Annotated in this window: 21 protein-coding genes; 12 read left to right on the top strand and 9 right to left on the bottom strand. The window is 74.4% G+C overall.

Features of this window, described 5'->3' with window-relative positions; all coding sequences use genetic code 11:
* Window positions 1-5 precede the first annotated feature (5 nt).
* From AB0G11_RS03980 to AB0G11_RS03955, 6 genes are all read left to right on the top strand, one after another.
* A complete protein-coding gene (locus AB0G11_RS03980; RefSeq protein WP_219505382.1) occupies window positions 6-659 on the top strand; it encodes a hypothetical protein in 654 nt (217 codons plus the stop codon).
* Window positions 660-674: 15 nt separating this feature from the next.
* Window positions 675-962, top strand: coding sequence for an NmrA family NAD(P)-binding protein (locus AB0G11_RS03975; RefSeq protein WP_357583831.1), 288 nt, complete (start codon window positions 675-677; stop codon window positions 960-962).
* A gap of 113 nt (window positions 963-1,075) precedes the next feature.
* Complete coding sequence (locus tag AB0G11_RS03970) at window positions 1,076-2,233, top strand: histidine kinase (protein ID WP_357583830.1); 1,158 nt, start codon at window positions 1,076-1,078, stop codon at window positions 2,231-2,233.
* Window positions 2,230-2,874, top strand: coding sequence for a response regulator transcription factor (locus tag AB0G11_RS03965; protein ID WP_219505389.1), 645 nt, complete (start codon window positions 2,230-2,232; stop codon window positions 2,872-2,874). The genes AB0G11_RS03970 and AB0G11_RS03965 overlap by 4 nt, the downstream gene beginning before the upstream one ends.
* A gap of 19 nt (window positions 2,875-2,893) precedes the next feature.
* Window positions 2,894-3,247, top strand: coding sequence for a nucleotide pyrophosphohydrolase (locus AB0G11_RS03960; RefSeq protein ID WP_219505391.1), 354 nt, complete (start codon window positions 2,894-2,896; stop codon window positions 3,245-3,247).
* A gap of 38 nt (window positions 3,248-3,285) precedes the next feature.
* Window positions 3,286-6,450, top strand: a complete 3,165-nt coding sequence (locus tag AB0G11_RS03955) for a BTAD domain-containing putative transcriptional regulator (RefSeq protein WP_357583828.1) — start codon at window positions 3,286-3,288, stop codon at window positions 6,448-6,450.
* A gap of 18 nt (window positions 6,451-6,468) precedes the next feature.
* Here the strand turns inward: AB0G11_RS03955 and AB0G11_RS03950 are convergent, their stop codons facing one another.
* Complete coding sequence (locus tag AB0G11_RS03950; protein WP_246644988.1) at window positions 6,469-6,876, bottom strand: SRPBCC domain-containing protein; 408 nt, start codon at window positions 6,874-6,876, stop codon at window positions 6,469-6,471.
* A gap of 145 nt (window positions 6,877-7,021) precedes the next feature.
* On the opposite strand from AB0G11_RS03950, the gene AB0G11_RS03945 reads away from it, so the two are divergent.
* A complete protein-coding gene (locus AB0G11_RS03945) occupies window positions 7,022-7,720 on the top strand; it encodes a helix-turn-helix domain-containing protein (RefSeq protein ID WP_308125762.1) in 699 nt (232 codons plus the stop codon).
* Here AB0G11_RS03945 and AB0G11_RS03940 read toward each other — a convergent pair.
* Window positions 7,706-8,155, bottom strand: coding sequence for a hypothetical protein (locus AB0G11_RS03940; protein WP_219505397.1), 450 nt, complete (start codon window positions 8,153-8,155; stop codon window positions 7,706-7,708). The genes AB0G11_RS03945 and AB0G11_RS03940 overlap by 15 nt on opposite strands.
* The gene (locus AB0G11_RS03935; RefSeq protein ID WP_357583826.1) at window positions 8,152-8,820 is read right to left on the bottom strand and encodes a 2OG-Fe(II) oxygenase; all 669 of its coding nucleotides are present in this window, start codon (window positions 8,818-8,820) and stop codon (window positions 8,152-8,154) included. Before AB0G11_RS03935 ends, AB0G11_RS03940 begins: the two co-directional genes overlap by 4 nt.
* Before the next feature lie 97 nt (window positions 8,821-8,917).
* Between AB0G11_RS03935 and AB0G11_RS03930 the strand changes: the two genes are divergently transcribed.
* Window positions 8,918-9,736: a lysophospholipase gene (locus AB0G11_RS03930; RefSeq protein WP_357583824.1), complete on the top strand. Its 819-nt coding sequence runs from the start codon at window positions 8,918-8,920 to the stop codon at window positions 9,734-9,736.
* On the opposite strand, the gene AB0G11_RS03925 is transcribed toward AB0G11_RS03930, so the two are convergent.
* Window positions 9,722-10,051, bottom strand: a complete 330-nt coding sequence (locus tag AB0G11_RS03925) for a hypothetical protein (protein WP_219505401.1) — start codon at window positions 10,049-10,051, stop codon at window positions 9,722-9,724. The two genes, AB0G11_RS03930 and AB0G11_RS03925, sit on opposite strands and share 15 nt — an antisense overlap.
* Window positions 10,052-10,372: 321 nt before the next feature.
* Between AB0G11_RS03925 and AB0G11_RS03920 the strand changes: the two genes are divergently transcribed.
* On the top strand, window positions 10,373-11,089 hold the full coding sequence (locus tag AB0G11_RS03920) for a maleylpyruvate isomerase N-terminal domain-containing protein (protein WP_357583822.1): 717 nt from the start codon (window positions 10,373-10,375) through the stop codon (window positions 11,087-11,089).
* A gap of 155 nt (window positions 11,090-11,244) precedes the next feature.
* Here AB0G11_RS03920 and AB0G11_RS03915 read toward each other — a convergent pair whose 3' ends face one another.
* From AB0G11_RS03915 to AB0G11_RS03900, 4 genes are all read right to left on the bottom strand, one after another.
* On the bottom strand, window positions 11,245-12,381 hold the full coding sequence (locus AB0G11_RS03915; RefSeq protein WP_357583820.1) for a methyltransferase domain-containing protein: 1,137 nt from the start codon (window positions 12,379-12,381) through the stop codon (window positions 11,245-11,247).
* Window positions 12,378-12,509: a hypothetical protein gene (locus AB0G11_RS03910; RefSeq protein WP_281427003.1), complete on the bottom strand. Its 132-nt coding sequence runs from the start codon at window positions 12,507-12,509 to the stop codon at window positions 12,378-12,380. The genes AB0G11_RS03915 and AB0G11_RS03910 overlap by 4 nt, the downstream gene beginning before the upstream one ends.
* A gap of 328 nt (window positions 12,510-12,837) precedes the next feature.
* Window positions 12,838-14,685, bottom strand: a complete 1,848-nt coding sequence (gene recQ / locus AB0G11_RS03905; RefSeq protein WP_219505408.1) for a DNA helicase RecQ — start codon at window positions 14,683-14,685, stop codon at window positions 12,838-12,840.
* Between the two features lie 4 nt (window positions 14,686-14,689).
* Window positions 14,690-15,859: an MFS transporter gene (locus AB0G11_RS03900; protein WP_357584320.1), complete on the bottom strand. Its 1,170-nt coding sequence runs from the start codon at window positions 15,857-15,859 to the stop codon at window positions 14,690-14,692.
* Between the two features lie 114 nt (window positions 15,860-15,973).
* Between AB0G11_RS03900 and AB0G11_RS03895 the strand changes: the two genes are divergently transcribed.
* The 3 genes from AB0G11_RS03895 to AB0G11_RS03885 all read left to right on the top strand — a co-directional run bounded on the left by AB0G11_RS03895 (window position 15,974) and on the right by AB0G11_RS03885 (window position 17,317).
* Window positions 15,974-16,708 (top strand): SDR family oxidoreductase, encoded by a 735-nt coding sequence (locus tag AB0G11_RS03895; protein ID WP_357583818.1) that lies wholly within the window; start codon window positions 15,974-15,976, stop codon window positions 16,706-16,708.
* Window positions 16,709-16,736: 28 nt separating this feature from the next.
* Window positions 16,737-16,982: a type B 50S ribosomal protein L31 gene (locus AB0G11_RS03890; RefSeq protein WP_357584318.1), complete on the top strand. Its 246-nt coding sequence runs from the start codon at window positions 16,737-16,739 to the stop codon at window positions 16,980-16,982.
* Between the two features lie 74 nt (window positions 16,983-17,056).
* Window positions 17,057-17,317 carry a DUF3040 domain-containing protein gene (locus AB0G11_RS03885; protein ID WP_219505412.1) on the top strand — a complete coding sequence of 87 codons (261 nt, stop codon included), beginning with the start codon at window positions 17,057-17,059 and terminating at the stop codon, window positions 17,315-17,317.
* Here the strand turns inward: AB0G11_RS03885 and AB0G11_RS03880 are convergent.
* A complete protein-coding gene (locus tag AB0G11_RS03880) occupies window positions 17,288-17,551 on the bottom strand; it encodes a DUF6343 family protein (RefSeq protein ID WP_357583816.1) in 264 nt (87 codons plus the stop codon). The genes AB0G11_RS03885 and AB0G11_RS03880 overlap by 30 nt on opposite strands.
* Between the last annotated feature and the right edge of the window lie 5 nt (window positions 17,552-17,556).

Here is a 17,556-nt window from a genome sequence, read left to right as displayed (position 1 = left end):
TCACCGTGACCGTCACCAGTCTGGCGGGTGCGGCAGGCATGGGATTCGTCCTGCTCGCCATCGTCGTCAACGTCCTGTACGTCCGCGCCGGGCTCCCGCTGCCCACCTCCGGCCTGTCCCTGGAGGCCACCACCGACGCGCTGGCCGGGATCGGCAAGCGCATCAACGCGCCCTCCGTGGTCGTGCCGGCCACCTGGCTGTTCACCACGCTGTTCGCCGCCGGGCTGCTCGCCGTGCTCTGGCGCGACGGGCAGACCGGCAGCAACATCTGGGCCCTGACCGGGTTCGCCGGGGTCCTCATGCAGAACGCCACCTTCATGGTGGTCGAGTCGCTCCGGTTCGGGACGGCCGCGGCCGCCCGGCACCACCGCGGCTCGGTCGCCGGGCTGTGGGCGTTCGGCAACGTGCTGTTCGGGTTCAACCAGGTCTTCCTGGCCATCGCGGTGCTCGGCTTCACCGCCGCCGGGGCGGGTCTCGCGTTCATCCCCGCCTGGCACGCCTGGCTGGGCTGGATCAGCGCCGCCCTGCTCTTCGTCTCCTCCGCGGCCGCCCCGTACAACGCCGGGGGCGCCGGCCGCGCCGGGGTGATCGGCCTGCTCGGCTGGGTCGGCTGGGCTGCCTGGATCGTCGTCTACAGCATCGCCCTGCTGGGCGTCTGAGCAAGGAGTACGCACGTGATACTCGTGACCGGAGCCACCGGCCGCATCGGCGGCCGGGTCGTCCACGAACTCACCGAGGCGGGCGCGCCCGTGCGGGCCCGCTTCGCCGAGCTGTCCCCGCAGGAGCTCCGCGCGGAACTCCTCGCCGGCCACCCGCCCGCGGTCGCGGACGCCATGATCGACGTCCTGGCCGCCGCCACCGGCACGACCGCCCCCATCCTCCCCGGGGTGCGCCAGGCCACCGGCCGCCCGCCGCACGCCTACGCCGAGTGGGCCGCCAGGAACGCCGGCCGCTTCCGCTGAACGCCGGGACGCAAGTGCGGCCGCCTGCCCCCGGTGGTGCAGCCGTTCGTCGGTCACGTATGTAGACGAACGTCGGATCCGCCCACCCGGGCGGCCACCGTACGCTGGCGAACGTGCAGGTAAGCAAACGGATCGAGGCCGCCGTGCCGGCGCTGGTCGGCGCGCTGGTGCTCGTCGCCTCGGCGGTGGCCGTCACCGGCGGCGCCGCGTCCGCCTCGCCCGCGCTGCGGGGCGCCGCCGCCCTCGTGGCGGGCGGCGCGGCGGTGGTCGCCGTCCGCCGGTCCTGGTGGCCGCTCGCGATCATCGGCGCCGTGCTCTACCCCTGGCTGGTCATGTGGCCGCCCGTCGTCGTCGCGTCCTACTACGCGGGCACCACCTGGCGCACCCGGCGCGAGCTCGGCGCCTACCTGGGCCTGGCCGTCGTCATGATGGCCGCCTCGGTGCTGGCCGGCCGGGCGAGCGGCGGCACCCGCGAGATGGTCACCGCCACCCCCGCCAACGCCGCCCTCATGGCCGCCGCCATGATCGGGCTGCCGCTGCTGCTCGGCCTGTGGGTGCGCGCCAAGCGCGAGGTGCTAGCCGCCGCCCGCGAGCGCGCCGACCGGCTCGAACGCGAGCAGGTCATGCGCGCCGAGCAGGCCCGCGCCCAGGAGCGCGCCCGCATCGCCCGCGAGATGCACGACGTCGTCGCGCACCGCGTCTCGCTCATGGTCCTCCACGCCGGCGCGCTCGAAGTGGGCGCCGCCGACGAGCGCACCACCGGCGCCGCCGCCATGATCGGCGACATCGGGCGGGAGGCGCTGACCAACCTGCGCGAGATCCTCGGCGTCCTGCGCGGCCCCGCCCAGCCCCCCGCCCTCGCCCCGCAGCCCACGCTTGACGACCTCGACCGCCTGCTCGACCAGTCGAGGGCCCTCGGCATCACGATCGGCAGGCACGCCCACGGCGAGGCCCGGCAGCTCGCCGCCACCGTGGAGCGCACCGCCTACCGCGTCGTCCAGGAGGCCCTGACCAACGTGCACAAACACGCCGCCGACGCCCGCACCGACGTCCACATCCGCTACCTGCCGGCCGAGCTCCGGGTCGAGGTGCGCAACGAGCCGCCCCCCGGCCCCGGCCGGACCCTCCCGGGCGCCGGCTGGGGGCTCGTCGGCCTGCGCGAACGGGTCGAGCTGCTCGGCGGCACGCTCCACGCCGGCCGGCGCGACGACGGCGGCTTCGACGTGATCGCCGCCATCCCGGCGGAAGCGGCAGGCGGGGTGAGCGCGTGATCCGGGTGCTCGTGACCGACGACGAGGCCCTGGTCAGGTCCGGCCTCCGGATGATCCTGGAGGCAGCCGGCGACATCGTGGTCGTCGGCGAGGCCCGCGACGGGGACGAGGCCGTCACGGCCGTGACCCGCCTCAGACCGCACGTCGTCCTCATGGACGTACGCATGCCGGGCGCCGACGGGCTGACCGCCGCCGCGCGGCTCCTGGCCGCCCCCGAGCCGCCCAAGCTGATCATGCTGACCACGTTCGACCTCGACGAGTACGTGCACGAGGCGCTGCGGCTCGGCGCGGTCGGGTTCCTGCTGAAGGACACCCCGCCCCGCGACCTCATCGCCGCCGTGCGCGCCGTCGCCGCCGGGCAGGCCATGCTGTCGCCGTCGGTCACCAAGCGGATCATCCACGCCTTCGTCGACAAGGCCCCCACCCGCGCCGAGGCGGCCCGCAGGCAGCTCGCCTCGCTGACCGGCCGCGAGGAGGAGGTGGTCAGGGCGCTGGCCCGCGGCCTGTCCAACGCCGAGATCGGCCGCGAGCTGCACCTGTCGGAGGCCACCGTCAAGGCCCACGTGAGCCGGGTGCTGGCCAAGCTCGACCTGACCAACCGCGTCCAGGCCGCCATCCTCGTCCACGACGCCGACCTCTGACGCCGTAAGGTCGTGTCCTGTGACGGAGTTGGAGCGGCATGCCGCACGATTGCGCGCGTTCGCCGCGGCACGCGACTGGGAGCAGTTCCACACGCCCAAGAACCTCGCCATGGCCCTGGCCGGTGAGGTCGGCGAGCTGGTCGCCGAGCTCCAGTGGCTCACGCCCGACGAGTCCCGCGCCCCCGACCCGGAGACGCTCGCCCGCGTCACCGCCGAGCTGGGCGACGTGACCAACTACCTGGTCCGGCTCGCCGACGTGCTCGGCGTCGACCTCGTCGCCGCGGCCTCGGCCAAGCTCGACACGGTCGAGCGCCGCTACCCGAGTGACGCCTACCGGGGCTCCGCCCGCAAGGCCCCGCCCGCCTCCCCGTGACAACCACGGGGGAAGCGGCACCGCATAAGGTGACGGGCATGCGTTTTGGGGTGCTTGGCCCGCTGGCCGTGTGGACCGACGAGGGGGAGCCGGTCACGATTCCCGGGCTGAAGGTGCGCGCCCTGCTGGCCGACCTGCTCGCGCACGAGGGCCGTACGGTGTCGGCCGACCGGCTCGTGGACGACCTGTGGGGCGACGAGCCGCCCGGCAACCCGTCGGCTGCCCTCCAGGTCCGCGTCTCCCAGCTCCGCAAGGCGCTGGAGGACGCCGAGCCCGGCGGCCGGGAGCTGATCGTCTCCAAGGCCCCCGGCTACCTGCTGCGCGCCGCCGACGTGGACGCCGTGCGGTTCGCGGAGCTGCTGGCCCGGGCCGAGGCCGCGGGCAGCCCGGGAGCCAGGGCGGCGCTGCTCGGCGACGCGCTCGCGCTGTGGCGCGGGGCGGCGTACGCGGACTTCGCCGACGAGGAGCACCTGCGCACGGCGGTCACGCGGCTGGAGGAGCAGCGGCTGACGGCGCTGGAGCTGCACGCGGAGGCCCGCCTGGAGCTGGGCGAGCACGGCCTGCTGGTGGGCGAGCTGGGCGACCTGGTGGCCCGCCACCCGCTGCGCGAGCGGCTGCGCGCGGCGCAGATGCGGGCGCTGTACCGGGCCGGCAGGCAGAGCGACGCGCTGGCCGCCTACGCCGAACTGCGCGAGCGGCTGGCCGACGAGCTCGGCCTCGACCCCGGGCCCGACCTGGTGGCGCTGCACCAGGCGATCCTCGACCAGGACCCCGCGCTCAACGCGCCGGCCGAACGCCCCGCGACGAACCTGCCCGCCGCGCTGAGCAAGCTGATCGGCCGCGAGGACGCGCTGGCGGAGGTGCGCTCGCTGCTCGGCACCGAACGGCTGGTGACGCTCACCGGCAGCGGCGGCGTCGGCAAGACGCGGCTGGCGCTGGAGACGGCCTCCCGGATGGTGGGGGAGTTCTCCGGCGGGGCGTGGCTGGTGGAGCTGGCGCCGCTCGACCGGCGCACGCCGTCGCTGGCGGAGCCGGTGCTGGCGGCGCTCGACATCCGGCAGGACGCCGGCTCGGGCACCCCGGCCGAGAGGCTGGCGGACGCGCTGCGCGACCGCCCCCTGCTGCTCGTGCTGGACAACTGCGAGCACGTCGTCGATCAGGTCGCCGAGCTGGCCGAGCTGCTGCTGCGGGCCGCGCCCGAGCTGCGCATCCTGGCCACGAGCAGGGAGCCGCTGGCCGTCGACGGCGAGGTGCTGTGGGCGGTGCCGCCGCTCGGCGTGCCCGACAGCACCGACCTGACGGTCATGGCGGGCTCGGACGCGGTGCGGCTGTTCGTGACGAGGGCCGCCGCATCGGCGCGCGGGTTCGCGCTCGACGCGGGCAACGCGCAGGCGGTCGCGCAGCTCTGCCGCCGCCTCGACGGCATCCCGCTGGCGCTGGAGCTGGCCGCGACCCGGGTGCGGCTGCTCGGCGTGCACGGCGTGGTGGCGCGGCTGGACGACCGGTTCCGGCTGCTGGCCTCCGGGCAGCGGGGCGCGCCGCCGCGCCAGCAGACGCTCATGGCCGTGATCGACTGGAGCTGGGACCTGCTGTCCGACCCGGAGCGGGCGGTGCTGCGCCGCCTGGCGGTGCACGCCGACGGCTGCACGCTGGAGGCCGCCGAGGCCGTGTGCGCCTCCGCCGAGGCGGCGCCTTCGGACGTGCTCGACCTGCTGGGCCGGCTGGTGGACCGCTCGCTCGTGGTCGTGGCCGACGGCCCGTCGGGCGTCCGCTACCGCATGCTGGAGTCGGTGACCGAATACTGCCTGGCCAGGCTCGCCGACGCGGGCGAGCTCGACGCCGTACGCCGTGCGCACGCCGGCTACTACGCGGAGCTCGCCGAGGCGGCCGAGCCGCACCTGTACGGGCACGAGCAGCACGCCTGGCTGCAACGGCTCGACGCCGAGTCCGCCAACCTGCGCGCCGCCCTGGCCACCGCCGCCGACCAGGGCACGCCCGCGACCGCGCTGCGCCTGGTGAACGCGCTCGGCTGGTACTGGTACCTGCGGGGCAGGCCCGCCGAGGCCCGCCGCGCGTTCGACGTGGCGCTGGCCGGAGCCCCGGCGGGCGACCAGGCGGCGGCGCGGGCCGCCGCCTGGCGGGCCGGGTTCGCGCTGGTGCTGGGCGAGGAGACCGACAGGGAGGGGCCGCTGCGCGACATCGCCGACCCCGGGGTACGGGCGCGGGCGGAGCTGTTCCTCGGCATGAACGCGCCCGACCTGCCGACGTGCGACGAGCTGATCGGCCGGGCGCTGACCGTGTTCCGCCGCAACGGCGACACCTGGGGCGTGGCGGCGGCGCTGAGCAAGCAGGCCATGTCCGCGTTCACCCGCCGCGACCACGACGCGCTGGCGCGTGACGGCGAGGAGGGCGCCCGGCTGTTCCGGGAGCTGGGCGACCGGTGGGGCCTGTTGCAGGCCACCGAGTGGCTGGCCGGGCACGCCGAGATGACGGGCGACGTCGAGCGGGCCGTCGAGCTGTTCACCGAGGGCCTGCGCATGGCCGAGGAGCTGGAGCTGTGGTCGGAGGCGGCCCGCCACACCGCCTGGCTCGGCTGGATCGCCCTGCAGAGCGCCGAGTACGGCAGGGCGCTGGAGCTGTGCGGCAAGGCGCTGCGCCAGGCCGCCTCCCAGGGCCACCGGGACATCGGGCTGATGGCCGAGATGGGCCTGGCGCTCGCCGCACGCCGCACGGGCGAGCTGGACCTGGCCGACCGGCACCTGCACCGGCTGCTCGACGGCGTGCCGCGCGGGCCGGGCGTCGAGCCCGCGCTGCACCTGCCGGTCACGCTCACGGAGCTGGGCTTCCTCACCGAGCTGCGCGGCGACCCGGCGGGCGCGGCGCGCCTGCACCTGGAGGCGCTGGAGGCCGCGCAGCGGATCGGCGACCCGCGCTCGTCGTCCGGGGCGGCGGAGGGCCTGGCCGCGGCGCTCGCGGCGGCGGGCTCGCACCGCGCCGCCGCCCGCCTGCTCGGGCTGGCCGCCGCCGTCCGCGACCACCACAACACCCCGGCCGGGCCGTCCGAGCAGGAGGAGATCGCCCGCGTCACCGCCGCCGCCCGCGCCGGCCTCGGCGAGCCGGGGTTCGCGGAGGCGTACGAGGACGGGGCCCGCCTCAAGCTGGAGGACGCCGCCGACCTGGCCGCGACGCCGTCCGGCGGCTGACCGGGCGCCGTCCGGCGGCTATGCGAGGGTCTCCCCGAGCCGGTCGAGGAAGCCCGCCCAGCCCGAGCCGCCGCCGGTGTTGACGCCGCGCTGGCGGAAGCGCATGAGCGTGCCGCCGGCCGCCTCGGTCAGCTCGACCGTCACCACCGACGCCGGCCCGTCGCCCGGATCGTCCGGATCGCCGGTGGTGAACACCAGCCGTCCCGGCGCCGCCACCTCCCGGTAGACGCCGTCCAGCAGCACCTCGAACCCGTCGCCGTCACGGAACCTCGCCCGCCACGCCCCGCCGGGACGCACGTCCAGCACCGCCTCCGTGCTCATGTCCGGCGGCCCGAACCACCGGGCGAACCGCCCCTCCTCGGTCCACGCCCGGAAGACCCGCTCCCGGGGCGCGTCGAAGACGCGGATGATCTCGTACTGGCTCAACGTGCCGCCTTTCCCAGGGGTTGACGCTCCCACGCTCCTACGGTGCCGGGCTGCGCTTACGATCGCCTTCAGCCGCCCTTACGGCCCCCCGAACCGCGGCACGGCGGTCGCACGCGGTCCACGGCCGGGCCGCTAGGCTGCGCGAGTGGACAGCGCAGAACTGAAGGACCGCGTACGCGAGCTGCGAGCCGAGGGCCGCTCGCCCAAGGAGATCGCCCGCGCCCTGGGCGTGTCGCCGTCGGTCGTCGCGCCGCTGGTGCGCGAGATCGCGGCCGAGGGCGCAGGCTCCGGCGGCGAGGCCGAGCTCATCGGCTGCTGGACCAACGCCGGCTGGAGTGACGGCCTCGGCGTCGACCCGGCGCGCGGCTGGACCGACGACGAGCCCGGCACGGGCGGCGGCATGGTGTCGGTGCTCGTCGCCCGCCGCCACGGCTGGGACAAGATGACGGTCGGCGGCTTCCTCGCCGACGTCTACTGCCTGGGCATCAAGTACGTGGCCGGTCCCGATGTGCTCAGCGAGCGCGACCTGCGCCGCTTCCGCGACTACTTCTTCAGCGACTACAAGAGCTGGCAGGAGGTGCCGCTGGAGCTGGCGCAGACGCTGGTGTTCGGCTCGGAGCAGTACGCGCGCACGCTCGGCTTCGAGCCGCACGAGGACTTCGCGTCCGTGTCGCCGCTGCTCGGCACGTGGGAGGGGCCGTCGGCGATCACGTTCGGGCGTGACGGCAGGCCGTTCTACCAGCCGGGTCCCGTCGACGACCCGGGCAAGGTCGTCCGCGTGCTGCGGCGCACCCTGTCCGACGACGAGTTCGACTACGTGACCGACAAGTCACCCGCGCTCTGACTCCCGCTCCGGCCCGCGGATGATCAGGTTGCGGCCCAGCCGCCAGGTGCCGCCGCCCCGGCAGGCTCCGCGCATGCCCTCCAGCGTGCCGGGCGGCGCCAGCGCCACGGCCCCGGCCGTCGAGGCGAAGCCGATCGTGCGCGCCGGGTCCCAGCCGGTGCTCTGCCGCAGCCGGGCGGCCATCCGCGCCCAGCCGAGCGGCGGCCCGGCCACCACCCAGGCGTCCGGCGGCCCGGCGGCGAACCGCCTGGCCTGACGCAGCCACGACGCCGCCTCCTCCGGCCAGTCGACCACCGCGAGCACGGTGCCCGGCCAGACCGCGAGGAAGGCGTCCACCGAGGCGCCCCGGCCGTGCCCCACGACGACCGTCTCCGCCCGGGCCTGCGCCAGCAGCCGTAGCACGGCGTCCAGCTCCGCCGCCGTCGGCGTGCTCACGCGGCGTCGTGGAAGACGAGGCCCAGCGTGTGCCGCAGCCCGGACCGTACGACGCTGACGCCGTGCCGCACCGGCGCGGCCGACCAGCCGCGCGAGGAGCGCACCGGCCGGTCGCGGGTGGTGAACACCAGCCCGCGACCCTGCGGCAGCAGCGTCGCCGTGCCGCGCGACTGCGCCCGGGGCCGCTGCTCGACCAGCATGAACTCGCCGCCCGTGTAGTCCTCGCCGGGCCGGTCCAGGCCGATCACCACCTGGAGCGGGAACACCAGGTCCCCGTACAGGTCGCGGTGCAGCGCGTTCCAGTCGCCTTCGCGGTAGCGCAGCAGGATGGGCGTCGGCCGGGTCTGCCCGGCCTCGTGGCACAGCTCCAGCCAGGCGCCGAGGTTGTCGGGCCAGGGCGCTGGGCGGCCCAGGCGCGCCGCCCAGTCGCGGGCGATCGGCAGCAGCCGCGGGTAGAGGGCTTCGCGCAGCTCGGCGACCGCGGGCGGGAACGGGTGCCGGAAATATCGGTACTGTCCGCGGCCGAACCGGTGACGTTCCATGTCCACCGTAGACCGGAACCGCCCGGCCTCGTCGTACAGTCCGGCGATCTCCGCGCACTGCGCGGGCGTGAGCAGCGGCTCCGTCAGCGTGAAGCCGTAGGCGTCGAGTTCGTCCAGGTTCATAACCAGATAAACACCGCCGCCGCCCGGGAAGTCGGCAGTTTTCGGACCTCTGAACACCTGCGTACGATCGGCGTACGGCCGAACGAGGAGTGTAGTCATGGCGGAATCCCGGGAGCACCAGTTCAACGGCACGCGCGGCGTCAACGTCGTCCGCGAGTGGCCACACCCCGACCCCCGCTACGTCGCGCTCCTCGTCCACGGCTACGGCGAGCACATCGGCCGCTACGAGCACGTCGCCGACACCCTCGTCCGCCACGGCGCCGCCGTCTACGGCCCCGACCACATGGGCCACGGCAGGTCCGCCGGCGAACGGGTGCTCATCGAGGACTTCGAGGACGTCGTCACCGACGTGCACACCGTGGAGCAGCAGGCCCGCGCCGACCACCCCGGCGTGCCCGTCGTGCTCATCGGCCACTCGATGGGCGGCCTCATCGCCGCCCGCTACGCCCAGCGCCACGGCGCCGGCCTGGCCGCGCTCGTCCTGTCGGGGCCGGTGATCGGCGTCTGGGAGGTCGTCGACACGCTCCTCCCGCTCGACGAACTCCCCGACACGCCGCTCGACCCGGCCACGCTCTCCCGCGACCCGGCCGTCGGCGCCGCCTACGCCGCCGACCCGCTCGTCTGGCACGGCCCGTTCAAACGCCCCACGCTCCGGGCCCTCGCGACCACCCTGGAGACGATCACCAAGGCCGGCAGCCTCGGCCCGCTCCCCACCCTGTGGATCCACGGCGCCGACGACCAGCTCGTCCCCCTCGCCGGCAGCCGCACCGGCATCGACGCCGTCCGGGGCGACGACCTCACCGAGCGCATCTACCCGGAAGCCCGGCACGAGGTGTTCAACGAGACGAACCACGACGAAGTGCTCGCCGACGTCACCGCCTTCATCGACCGCACCCTCACTTCACCGGACGTCTAACCACACGTACCCGGAGCCCCGGGTCCTGGACAGCTCCACCTTCCAGCACCCCGGCTCCGGGAACACCCAACCCGTGCCCCACTCACGACCGGGCCGCCGCCAGCTCGACCCGCTGTGCTCCTCCAGCCACACCAGCCTGGCCCGCCGCCCATCCAGCGACGCCGCCGCCCGCAACGGACCCTCCCCGGTCATCCGCCACACGATCTTCACCTCCGCCCCCGCCTCGAACGGCACCTCGGCGAACAGCAACCCCCACAGCTCCGCGCCCCGCCCCGCGCCCTTCACCTCGGGAAACCCCGCCTCCGACGCGCTCATGACCGTCCCCCCGCAGGTCCTGCGCGCATCCCCGGGAGACGCCACGGGAGAGGTGGCGGGCGTGGCCACAGGAGAGGCCGCGGGCGTGGCCACGGGCGTGGACGCCCCCGCCTCCTCGGCCCTGCCCGCCCCCGCGGACTCCGCCGCACACCCAGCCACCAGTACGACGAACACCGCACCCACCACCATCAGCCGCATACCACCCCTACAGCCCGAACCCCCGGCAGGTTCCCGGACAACCGCCTCAACGACCGATGACTTTCACCCGCCCCCGGCGTCAACCCTTCCGAGTACGCGTTCCGTACAGGAGGAGGCGCAACCATGGCCCAACCGCAGACGCCCACGGTCCCGACGCCGTCCACCGCGGCCCTCCTGGACCGGGCCATCGCCTACACCACCGGCTCCCTGCACCTCGTCACCCCCGCCGCCCTCCACCGCCCCACCCCGTGCGCCGCCTGGACCCTGGCCGACCTCCTCGCCCACATGAACGACTCCTTCCAGACCCTGTACGAAGCCGCCACCCACGGCCACATCCCACCCCCGGCCCGCGACGCCCCCACCCCGGAAACCGTCGCACCCCGCCCCGCCGTCCCCCTCGCACGTGACGCCCCCACAGCCGTCCCGTACGGCATCCCGGCCCCGGTGCCTCCCCCCAGCGCCCCGGAGTGCCCCTTCCCTCAGAACGTGCAGACGGAGGCCGGCGAGTTGCGCGGAGCGGCCTGCGCGACGCTCGGCGCGTGGTCCGGGGCGGTCAGAAGCGCCGTGGTCTCCGTCGGCGGGCTCCCGCTGGCGGCGGAGCTGGTCGCCGGGGTCGGCGCCGTCGAGATCACCGTGCACGGCTGGGACGTCGCCCAGGCTTGCGGGCACCCCCGGCCGATCCCGGCCACGCTGGCCGGTGAACTGCTGGAACTGGCCGCCCTCTTCGTCACCCCCGCCGACCGCCCCGCCCGCTTCGCCCCACCCCGCGACGTCCCCTCGAACGCCACGGCCGAAGCCCGCCTCCTCGCCTGCCTCGGCCGCGACCCGAATGCCTCATGACCACCCACTCCGGCCCGTTCGACTGGACTTACCGGACCTGAAGAATGATCAGCCCGTTGTAACAGGGCACATGGAGGAGGCGGCGTTCCTCGGTGACGCGGTGGGACCATGCCCCTTGAGTCGATGAGTCGGCGCATGTCGGTCGGGGGCGCACCTCAACTGATCACCTGGCTCGGCGTGTCGAGCCAGTAGCACTGCCCCTGCGGGCCGACCGTCATGCCGAACCGGTCGCGGCGGGGCTCGCCCCACCGCACCCACTGGAAGTAGGCGGCCACGACCTCGTCCCACACCGGCCGGTCGCTCAGCTCGTACAGCTTGTACTCAGCCTTCCCTTCCTCCCAGATGACCAAGGCCTTCTCCCGCGCCTCGGTGGTGCTCGACACCCAGACCAGGAAGCGCCCGGGTTCGGTGCGTGTGTCCAGCCGCAGCCCCGTCAGCGCGGCGATGGCCAGCCTCGCGCCGGGCGGCGCCCGGACGACCATGCGAGGGTCGACGCGTGTGGTGCTCTCCCGCGGCTGAACCCCTGCCGGGTCCGGCAAATAGACGGGGCGCTGCGACCGCATGGCCATGTAGTCGGCGTACTCGCGAAAGCGGCCCTGCGCGGTGCCATCATCCAGCACGACCAGGCGCAGCACATGCCCGTCCCCGACCCCCGTGTGGATGGGGGTGACGATCACCGCCCCGGGCCGGCACTGATCGATCCAGACGTACGGCACCGTCCGCACCGCACAGGTGGCGTGCACGCGGTCGAACGGCCCGCGATCGGGGGCCCCTTCCGCGCCGTCACCGACGACCAGGTGCGGTCGCAGGCCCGCCTCGGCGAGGTTCTTCGCCGCTGCCTCCGCGAGAACCGGGTCGACCTCCAACGAGGTGATGTTCTGCTCTCCGGCCAGGTGGCAGAGCAGCGCGGCCGTCCAGCCCGTGCCGGTGCCGATCTCCAGGACACGATCGCCGGGCTGAGGATCGAGGAGTTCGAGCAGGTCGGCGACCGTCGCCGGCGCGGATGACGACGAGCTGTAGTTGCCGTCCAAGGTGGCGAGGTCGGTCGCGCCGTCATCGAGCTGGGTGACGATCGCCGTCTCGGTGTAGACGCTGGTCATCCACAGCTCGGGGTCCTTGTCCCGGTCGATCAGGAACGGCGGCCGGTCGCCGTCGGCGATGAGCGCTATGGGTGGGACGTACCTGTGGCGGGGCACCGACCGCAGCGCGCGTTCGATCCGGCTGTCGACCGGTGCCCGCACCTCTTCGATGCGGGCGATCATGGCGTCCAGCAGGAGGCCGAGTTCGGTCACTTCTTGCCGCCGTCGGCTGGCTTCTCCCGGGATCCGCCTCCCTGTCCCGCCCCGTCTTTCGATTGGTCCTTACCGGGCTTGAACTCCTCGTAGCCGTGCTTCTTGTCGCCCTCGTGCTTACCACCCATAGCGACCTCCATGTGTTGCCTAACGTGACTGTAAAGTCGCTCAGCGATACGGGACAAGTGAATTCGCCGGGCCGCACGCACCCGGACCACGCGCACCGAGCGACCGGGCTCATCGAGGGCCGCTCGTGATCGTCCCGCAGAGGCGCCGGTGGAGGCCGTGACAGGTCCCCTGCCATCGCTGGTCAGCCGTACGGGGGAGCGCGAACCAGGTCGCCTTGCCTGCCAGCCCCGGGGCACGCGGCGAACGCCTGCGAGATGTACCCGTACAGCCCGACTGCGGCGGCCCGGCCCGCGGTGTGACGGGCCGCGGGTCCGGCGTGCCGACCCGTCAGGGGAGGAGGGTGCCCTGGGGGTCGTCGGTGGGGTCGGTGCCGAGGGTTTCCAGGACCTGTTGCCCGTATTTGGCCAGTTTGTTCTCGCCGACTCCCGTGACCGTGCCGAGCTGGGACAGGGAGGTCGGGCAGAGGGTGGCGATCTCGCGCAGGGTGGCGTCGTGGAAGATGACGTACGCCGGGACGCCCTGCTCCTTGGCCGTGGCGGCGCGCCAGGCGCGCAGGAGCTCGAAGCGGGCGGCGGCGTCGGGGTCGAGGTCGGCGGCGGGGCGGGCGGAGCCGCCGGACGAGGAGGAGCGGGCCGGGCGCGGCGGGCGTTTGGCGTCGCGGCGCAGCGGGACCTCGCGCTGCCCGCGCAGGACGTCGGCGCTGGCGTCGGTGAGGACGAGGGTGCCGTGGGCGGGCTCGACGGCGAGCAGGCCGTGGGCGAGGAGCTGGCGGACGACGCCGTGCCACTCGGCGTTGCCCAGCTCGGAGCCGACGCCGAAGACGGTGAGCGAGTCATGGCCGTGTTGCAGGACCTTGGCGGTGGTCTTGCCGAGGAGGATGTCGACGATCTGGCCGACGCCGAACTTCTGGCCGCGCTCGCGCTTGAGGCGCAGGACGGTGGAGAGCACCTTCTGGGCGGCGACCGTGCCGTCCCAGGACTCGGGCGGGGCCTGACAGGTGTCGCAGTTGCCGCACGGGGGGCTGCCGGGCTGGCCGAAGTAGTCGAGCAGCATCGCGCGGCGGCAGCTCACGGTCTCGCAGAGGGCGAGCATGGCGTCGAGGTGGAGCGCCTGGCGGCGGCGGTGCTGCTCGTCGCCCTCCAGCGCGAGGCGCCGGTGCTGGACGACGTCCTGCAGCCCGTAGGCCATCCAGGCGGTCGCGGGCAGGCCGTCGCGGCCGGCCCGGCCGGTCTCCTGGTAGTAGCCCTCGACGGACTTGGGCAGGTCGAGGTGGGCGACGAAGCGCACGTCGGGCTTGTCGATGCCCATGCCGAACGCGATGGTCGCGACCACGACGAGGCCGTCCTCGCGCAGGAAGCGGGCCTGGTGGGCGGCGCGGGTGCGGGCGTCGAGCCCGGCGTGGTAGGGGACGGCGGCGATGCCGTGCTCCACCAGGAACGCGGCGATCTTCTCCACGGACGAGCGGGACAGGCAGTAGACGATGCCGGCGTCGCCGGGGTGCTCCTCGCGCAGGAAGTCGAGGAGCTGCCGCTTGGGCTCGCTCTTGGCGGTGATCCGGTAGTGGATGTTGGGGCGGTCGAAGCCGGCCACGAAGTGGCGGGCCTGCTGCAGGCCGAGCCGTTCGGCGATCTCGGCGTGGGTGGCGGGCGTGGCGGTCGCGGTGAGCGCGACGCGCGGCACGTCCGGCCAGAGCGCGGGCAGCTCCGACAGCGCGAGGTAGTCGGGCCGGAAGTCGTGGCCCCACTGGGAGACGCAGTGCGCCTCGTCGATGGCGAACAGTGAGATCCGCCCCTTGGACAGCAGCCGCACCGTGGACTCGACCCGCAGCCGCTCGGGCGCGAGATAGAGGAGGTCGAGCTCGCCGGCCAGGAACTCCGCCTCGACGAGCTGTCTCTCGTCGTGATCCTGGGTCGAGTTGAGGAACCCCGCCCGCACGCCGAGCGCTCTCAGCGCGTCGACCTGGTCCTGCATGAGCGCGATCAGCGGCGAGACGACCACGCCGGTGCCGGGCCGCACCAGCGCGGGGATCTGGTAGCACAGCGACTTGCCGCCGCCGGTCGGCATGAGCACGAGCGCGTCGCCGCCGCCCACCACCTGATCGATGATCTCCTGCTGGCCCGCCCGGAACGAGTCGTAGCCGAACACGCGGTGCAGAACCTCGATGGGGGTATCCATGCGGCTACCTTACGTGTTCGGGGTCGGTCGCAGGCCCAGTTCGCCCACGGCGATCGTAGGCCATCAGGGCGAGCGCCCCGAGCACGCAGCAGGCCGCGACGGCCGCCATCACGGCCGGGTAGCCGGCGACCTGGGCCACCCCGGCGGCGAGCAGCGGGGCGAGCGCCTTGGCCACGGTGATGGGCAGCGCCAGGGCCCCGCTGATGCTCCCGTACGAGTCCGTGCCGTAGCGGTCGGCCAGCAGGGCGGGCCGGGCGATGGTGCCGACGCCGAACCCCAGCCCGAACAGGACGACCGCGGCCACCGCCCCCGCCGGGTCGCGCCCGATCGCGGGCAGCAGCATCGCGGCCGCCCCCTGGAGGGCGAACATCGCCGCCGTGATCAGCGACACGCGCCAGCGCGCCTGGAGCCCGGTGGTCACGATCCGCCCGGTCACCGACAGCACCCCGAGCAGCCCGGCCGCCGTCGCGGCGAACAGCGGCGAGTGCCCCAGCGTGATCAGGTACGTGACCAGCAGCACGCCCATGACGGCCACCGCCCCGGTCTGCGTCAGGAACGCGGCCGCCAGCAGCCAGAACGCCCGGTCGCGCAGCGCCGCCCCCACCGGCCGGCCGGGCGCCCGGGCCCGTGGGCGGCTCCGTACGGCGAGCGCGTGCAGCGGGACGGCGGCCAGCCCGTACCCGGCGGCCAGCACGACCAGGGCCTGCCGCCAGCCGTAGCGGTCGACGAGGAACCCGGTCAGCGGCAGGAAGACGCTGGAGGCGAACCCGGCGACCACCGTGACGGCCAGCAGCGCCCGCGCCCGCCGGGCGGCGTCGAACCAGGCCACGAGCACCGCGAACGCGGCCTCGTACAGGACCATCGCGGAGGCGACGCCGAGCGCCGCGCACGCGAGGTAGAGCTGCGCGACGGTGCGGACCTGCGACCAGGCCAGCACGGCGGCGGCGCCCAGCGCCGAGCCGGCCGTCATGATGCCTCGCCCGCCGTAGCGGTCCAGGCCGCGCCCGACGACGGGCGCGACGAGCGCCGACACGAGCACCGAGACCGTGATCGCCCCGGTGAGCTCCGCCACCCCGGCACCCAGTTCGCGGGACATCGGCGTGATAAAAACCGAAAAAGCGTAATAAAGGACGCCGTACCCGGCGGTTTGCGTGATGGCCAGCGCCCCCACCATCCGTGCCGCCCGCATGGTCACGCCCGGAGCCCTTCCCGGTTCCCCGGCCCGGCATACGGCTCCCAGGCCAGGCATACAGTGATAATCCTCACGCGCCGGGCATGAGCCCCCGTTATGAATCACAGCTATGTCGTCACCGGAGCCGGACGTGGGATCGGCAGGGCCGTCGTGGAGCGGCTCGGCCCCGCCACCGTGGTGGCCGTGGAGCGCGATCCCGACGCCCTCGCCTGGGCGGGCCCCGGCGTCATCCCGGTGATCGGTGACGCGGCCGACGAGGCCGTCCTCGTGCGTGCCGCCGGGCTCGCCGAGGAGGCCGGCGCGCTGACCGGATGGGTGAACAACGCGGCGGTCTTCCGCGACGCCGCGCTCCACACGTCCCCGGCCGGCGAGATCCGCGCGCTGATCGCCGCCAACCTGGACCTGGCGGTCACGGGCTGCGCCGTCGCCGTGCGCCGCTTCCTGGCCGCCGGGGCCGGGGGCGCGATCGTCAACGTCACCTCCCACCAGGCCCGCCGCCCGGTCCCCGGCAGCCTCCCGTACGCGACGGCCAAGGCCGCCGTCGAGGGCCTGACGAGGGCGGTCGCGGTCGAGTACGGCAGGCACGGCATCCGGGCGAACGCGGTGGCGCCCGGTTCGGTGGCGACCGAGCGGTACGAGCGGCTGCTGGCCGAGCGGCCGGGAACGGAGGAGGAGATGGCGGTGTTGCACCCGCTGGGCCGGGTCGCCACCCCGGCCGAGGTGGCCGACGCGGTGGCGTACCTGCTGTCGGCCTCCTTCGTCACCGGCGTCACGCTGCCCGTGGACGGCGGCCGGACGGTGCTCGGGCTCGACCCGGAGGCGCGGGAATGAAAACCATTGCCACATGGTTGCACGGGCCATGAAGAAGAACCTGCACCCCGAATACCGCCCCGTCGTCTTCCGCGACCCCAGCGCCGGGTTCGCCTTCCTCACCCGCTCCACGGTGACCAGCCGCGAGCGCGTCGAGTGGGGGGACGGCCGCACCTACCCGGTCGTCGACGTCGACGTGTCGTCCGCGAGCCACCCCTTCTACACCGGACGCGGCCGCATCGTCGACAGCGCGGGCCGGGTCGAGCGCTTCCGCCAGCGCTACGGGAAGGCGTGACCCATCGTCAAGCATGCCCCGGTCAACGACGGGTAAATGCTTCTCACCGGCGTGAGAACGATGGTGAGCGCACGATGGGTCTGTCTGGAAGGGAGCGCCGCATCCTCGCGGACATCGAGCTGGCTCTGGAGAGGGACGATCCGGAGCTGGCCAGGCGGGTGGCGGCCATCAACAGGATCGAGTCCGGCGGCGACGCGGCGATGACGCGCGCCGCCGATCCGCCCGCGCTGCGGGTCACCCGGGCGCGCGGCAGGCCGGTGGTGCGCCGCTGGATGGTCGTCCTGGCCGTGACGCTGATGGTGTTCCTACTGGCGGTGGCGGTCGCGACCGCCTGATCGCGCCCGCCGGTGCCTGAGCACCAGCAGGTCGAGGGCGGCGATGAGCGCCACGGCGGCCGCGATCGCCGCCTCCCACGCCCACACCGCCTCGCCGGTGCTCATGGCCCGCACGACGAAGAACACGGCCGCCGCCGCGCCGAGCACCAGCGCGACCACCGACAGCACCCGGCGCGCGCCCAGCGGGCTGCGCGCGGTCAGCGGCTCGGTGCCTTCGCGGTTCCGCAGCCACATGACGG

The sequence above is a fragment of the Nonomuraea sp. NPDC023979 genome, assembly GCF_040639085.1.
Taxonomy (GTDB): Bacteria; Actinomycetota; Actinomycetes; order Streptosporangiales; family Streptosporangiaceae; genus Nonomuraea; species Nonomuraea ceibae.
Note: the sequence above shows the minus strand (reverse complement) of the source record. Positions and strands in the feature narration are given on the sequence as shown.

Excerpts from the sequence above, each read along its gene's own strand:
- AB0G11_RS03925 (WP_219505401.1), bottom strand. The coding sequence starts at position 10,051 with ATGAGCGCGTCGGAGGCGGGGTTTCCCGAGGTGAAGGGCGCGGGGCGG.
- AB0G11_RS03930 (WP_357583824.1), top strand. The coding sequence starts at position 8,918 with ATGGCGGAATCCCGGGAGCACCAGTTCAACGGCACGCGCGGCGTCAAC.
- AB0G11_RS03880 (WP_357583816.1), bottom strand. The coding sequence starts at position 17,551 with ATGTGGCTGCGGAACCGCGAAGGCACCGAGCCGCTGACCGCGCGCAGC.
- AB0G11_RS03895 (WP_357583818.1), top strand. The coding sequence starts at position 15,974 with ATGAATCACAGCTATGTCGTCACCGGAGCCGGACGTGGGATCGGCAGG.
- recQ (WP_219505408.1), bottom strand. The coding sequence starts at position 14,685 with ATGGATACCCCCATCGAGGTTCTGCACCGCGTGTTCGGCTACGACTCG.
- AB0G11_RS03910 (WP_281427003.1), bottom strand. The coding sequence starts at position 12,509 with ATGGGTGGTAAGCACGAGGGCGACAAGAAGCACGGCTACGAGGAGTTC.
- AB0G11_RS03885 (WP_219505412.1), top strand. The coding sequence starts at position 17,057 with ATGGGTCTGTCTGGAAGGGAGCGCCGCATCCTCGCGGACATCGAGCTG.
- AB0G11_RS03920 (WP_357583822.1), top strand. The coding sequence starts at position 10,373 with ATGGCCCAACCGCAGACGCCCACGGTCCCGACGCCGTCCACCGCGGCC.
- AB0G11_RS03890 (WP_357584318.1), top strand. The coding sequence starts at position 16,737 with ATGAAGAAGAACCTGCACCCCGAATACCGCCCCGTCGTCTTCCGCGAC.
- AB0G11_RS03955 (WP_357583828.1), top strand. The coding sequence starts at position 3,286 with ATGCGTTTTGGGGTGCTTGGCCCGCTGGCCGTGTGGACCGACGAGGGG.
- AB0G11_RS03935 (WP_357583826.1), bottom strand. The coding sequence starts at position 8,820 with ATGAACCTGGACGAACTCGACGCCTACGGCTTCACGCTGACGGAGCCG.
- AB0G11_RS03900 (WP_357584320.1), bottom strand. The coding sequence starts at position 15,859 with ATGGTGGGGGCGCTGGCCATCACGCAAACCGCCGGGTACGGCGTCCTT.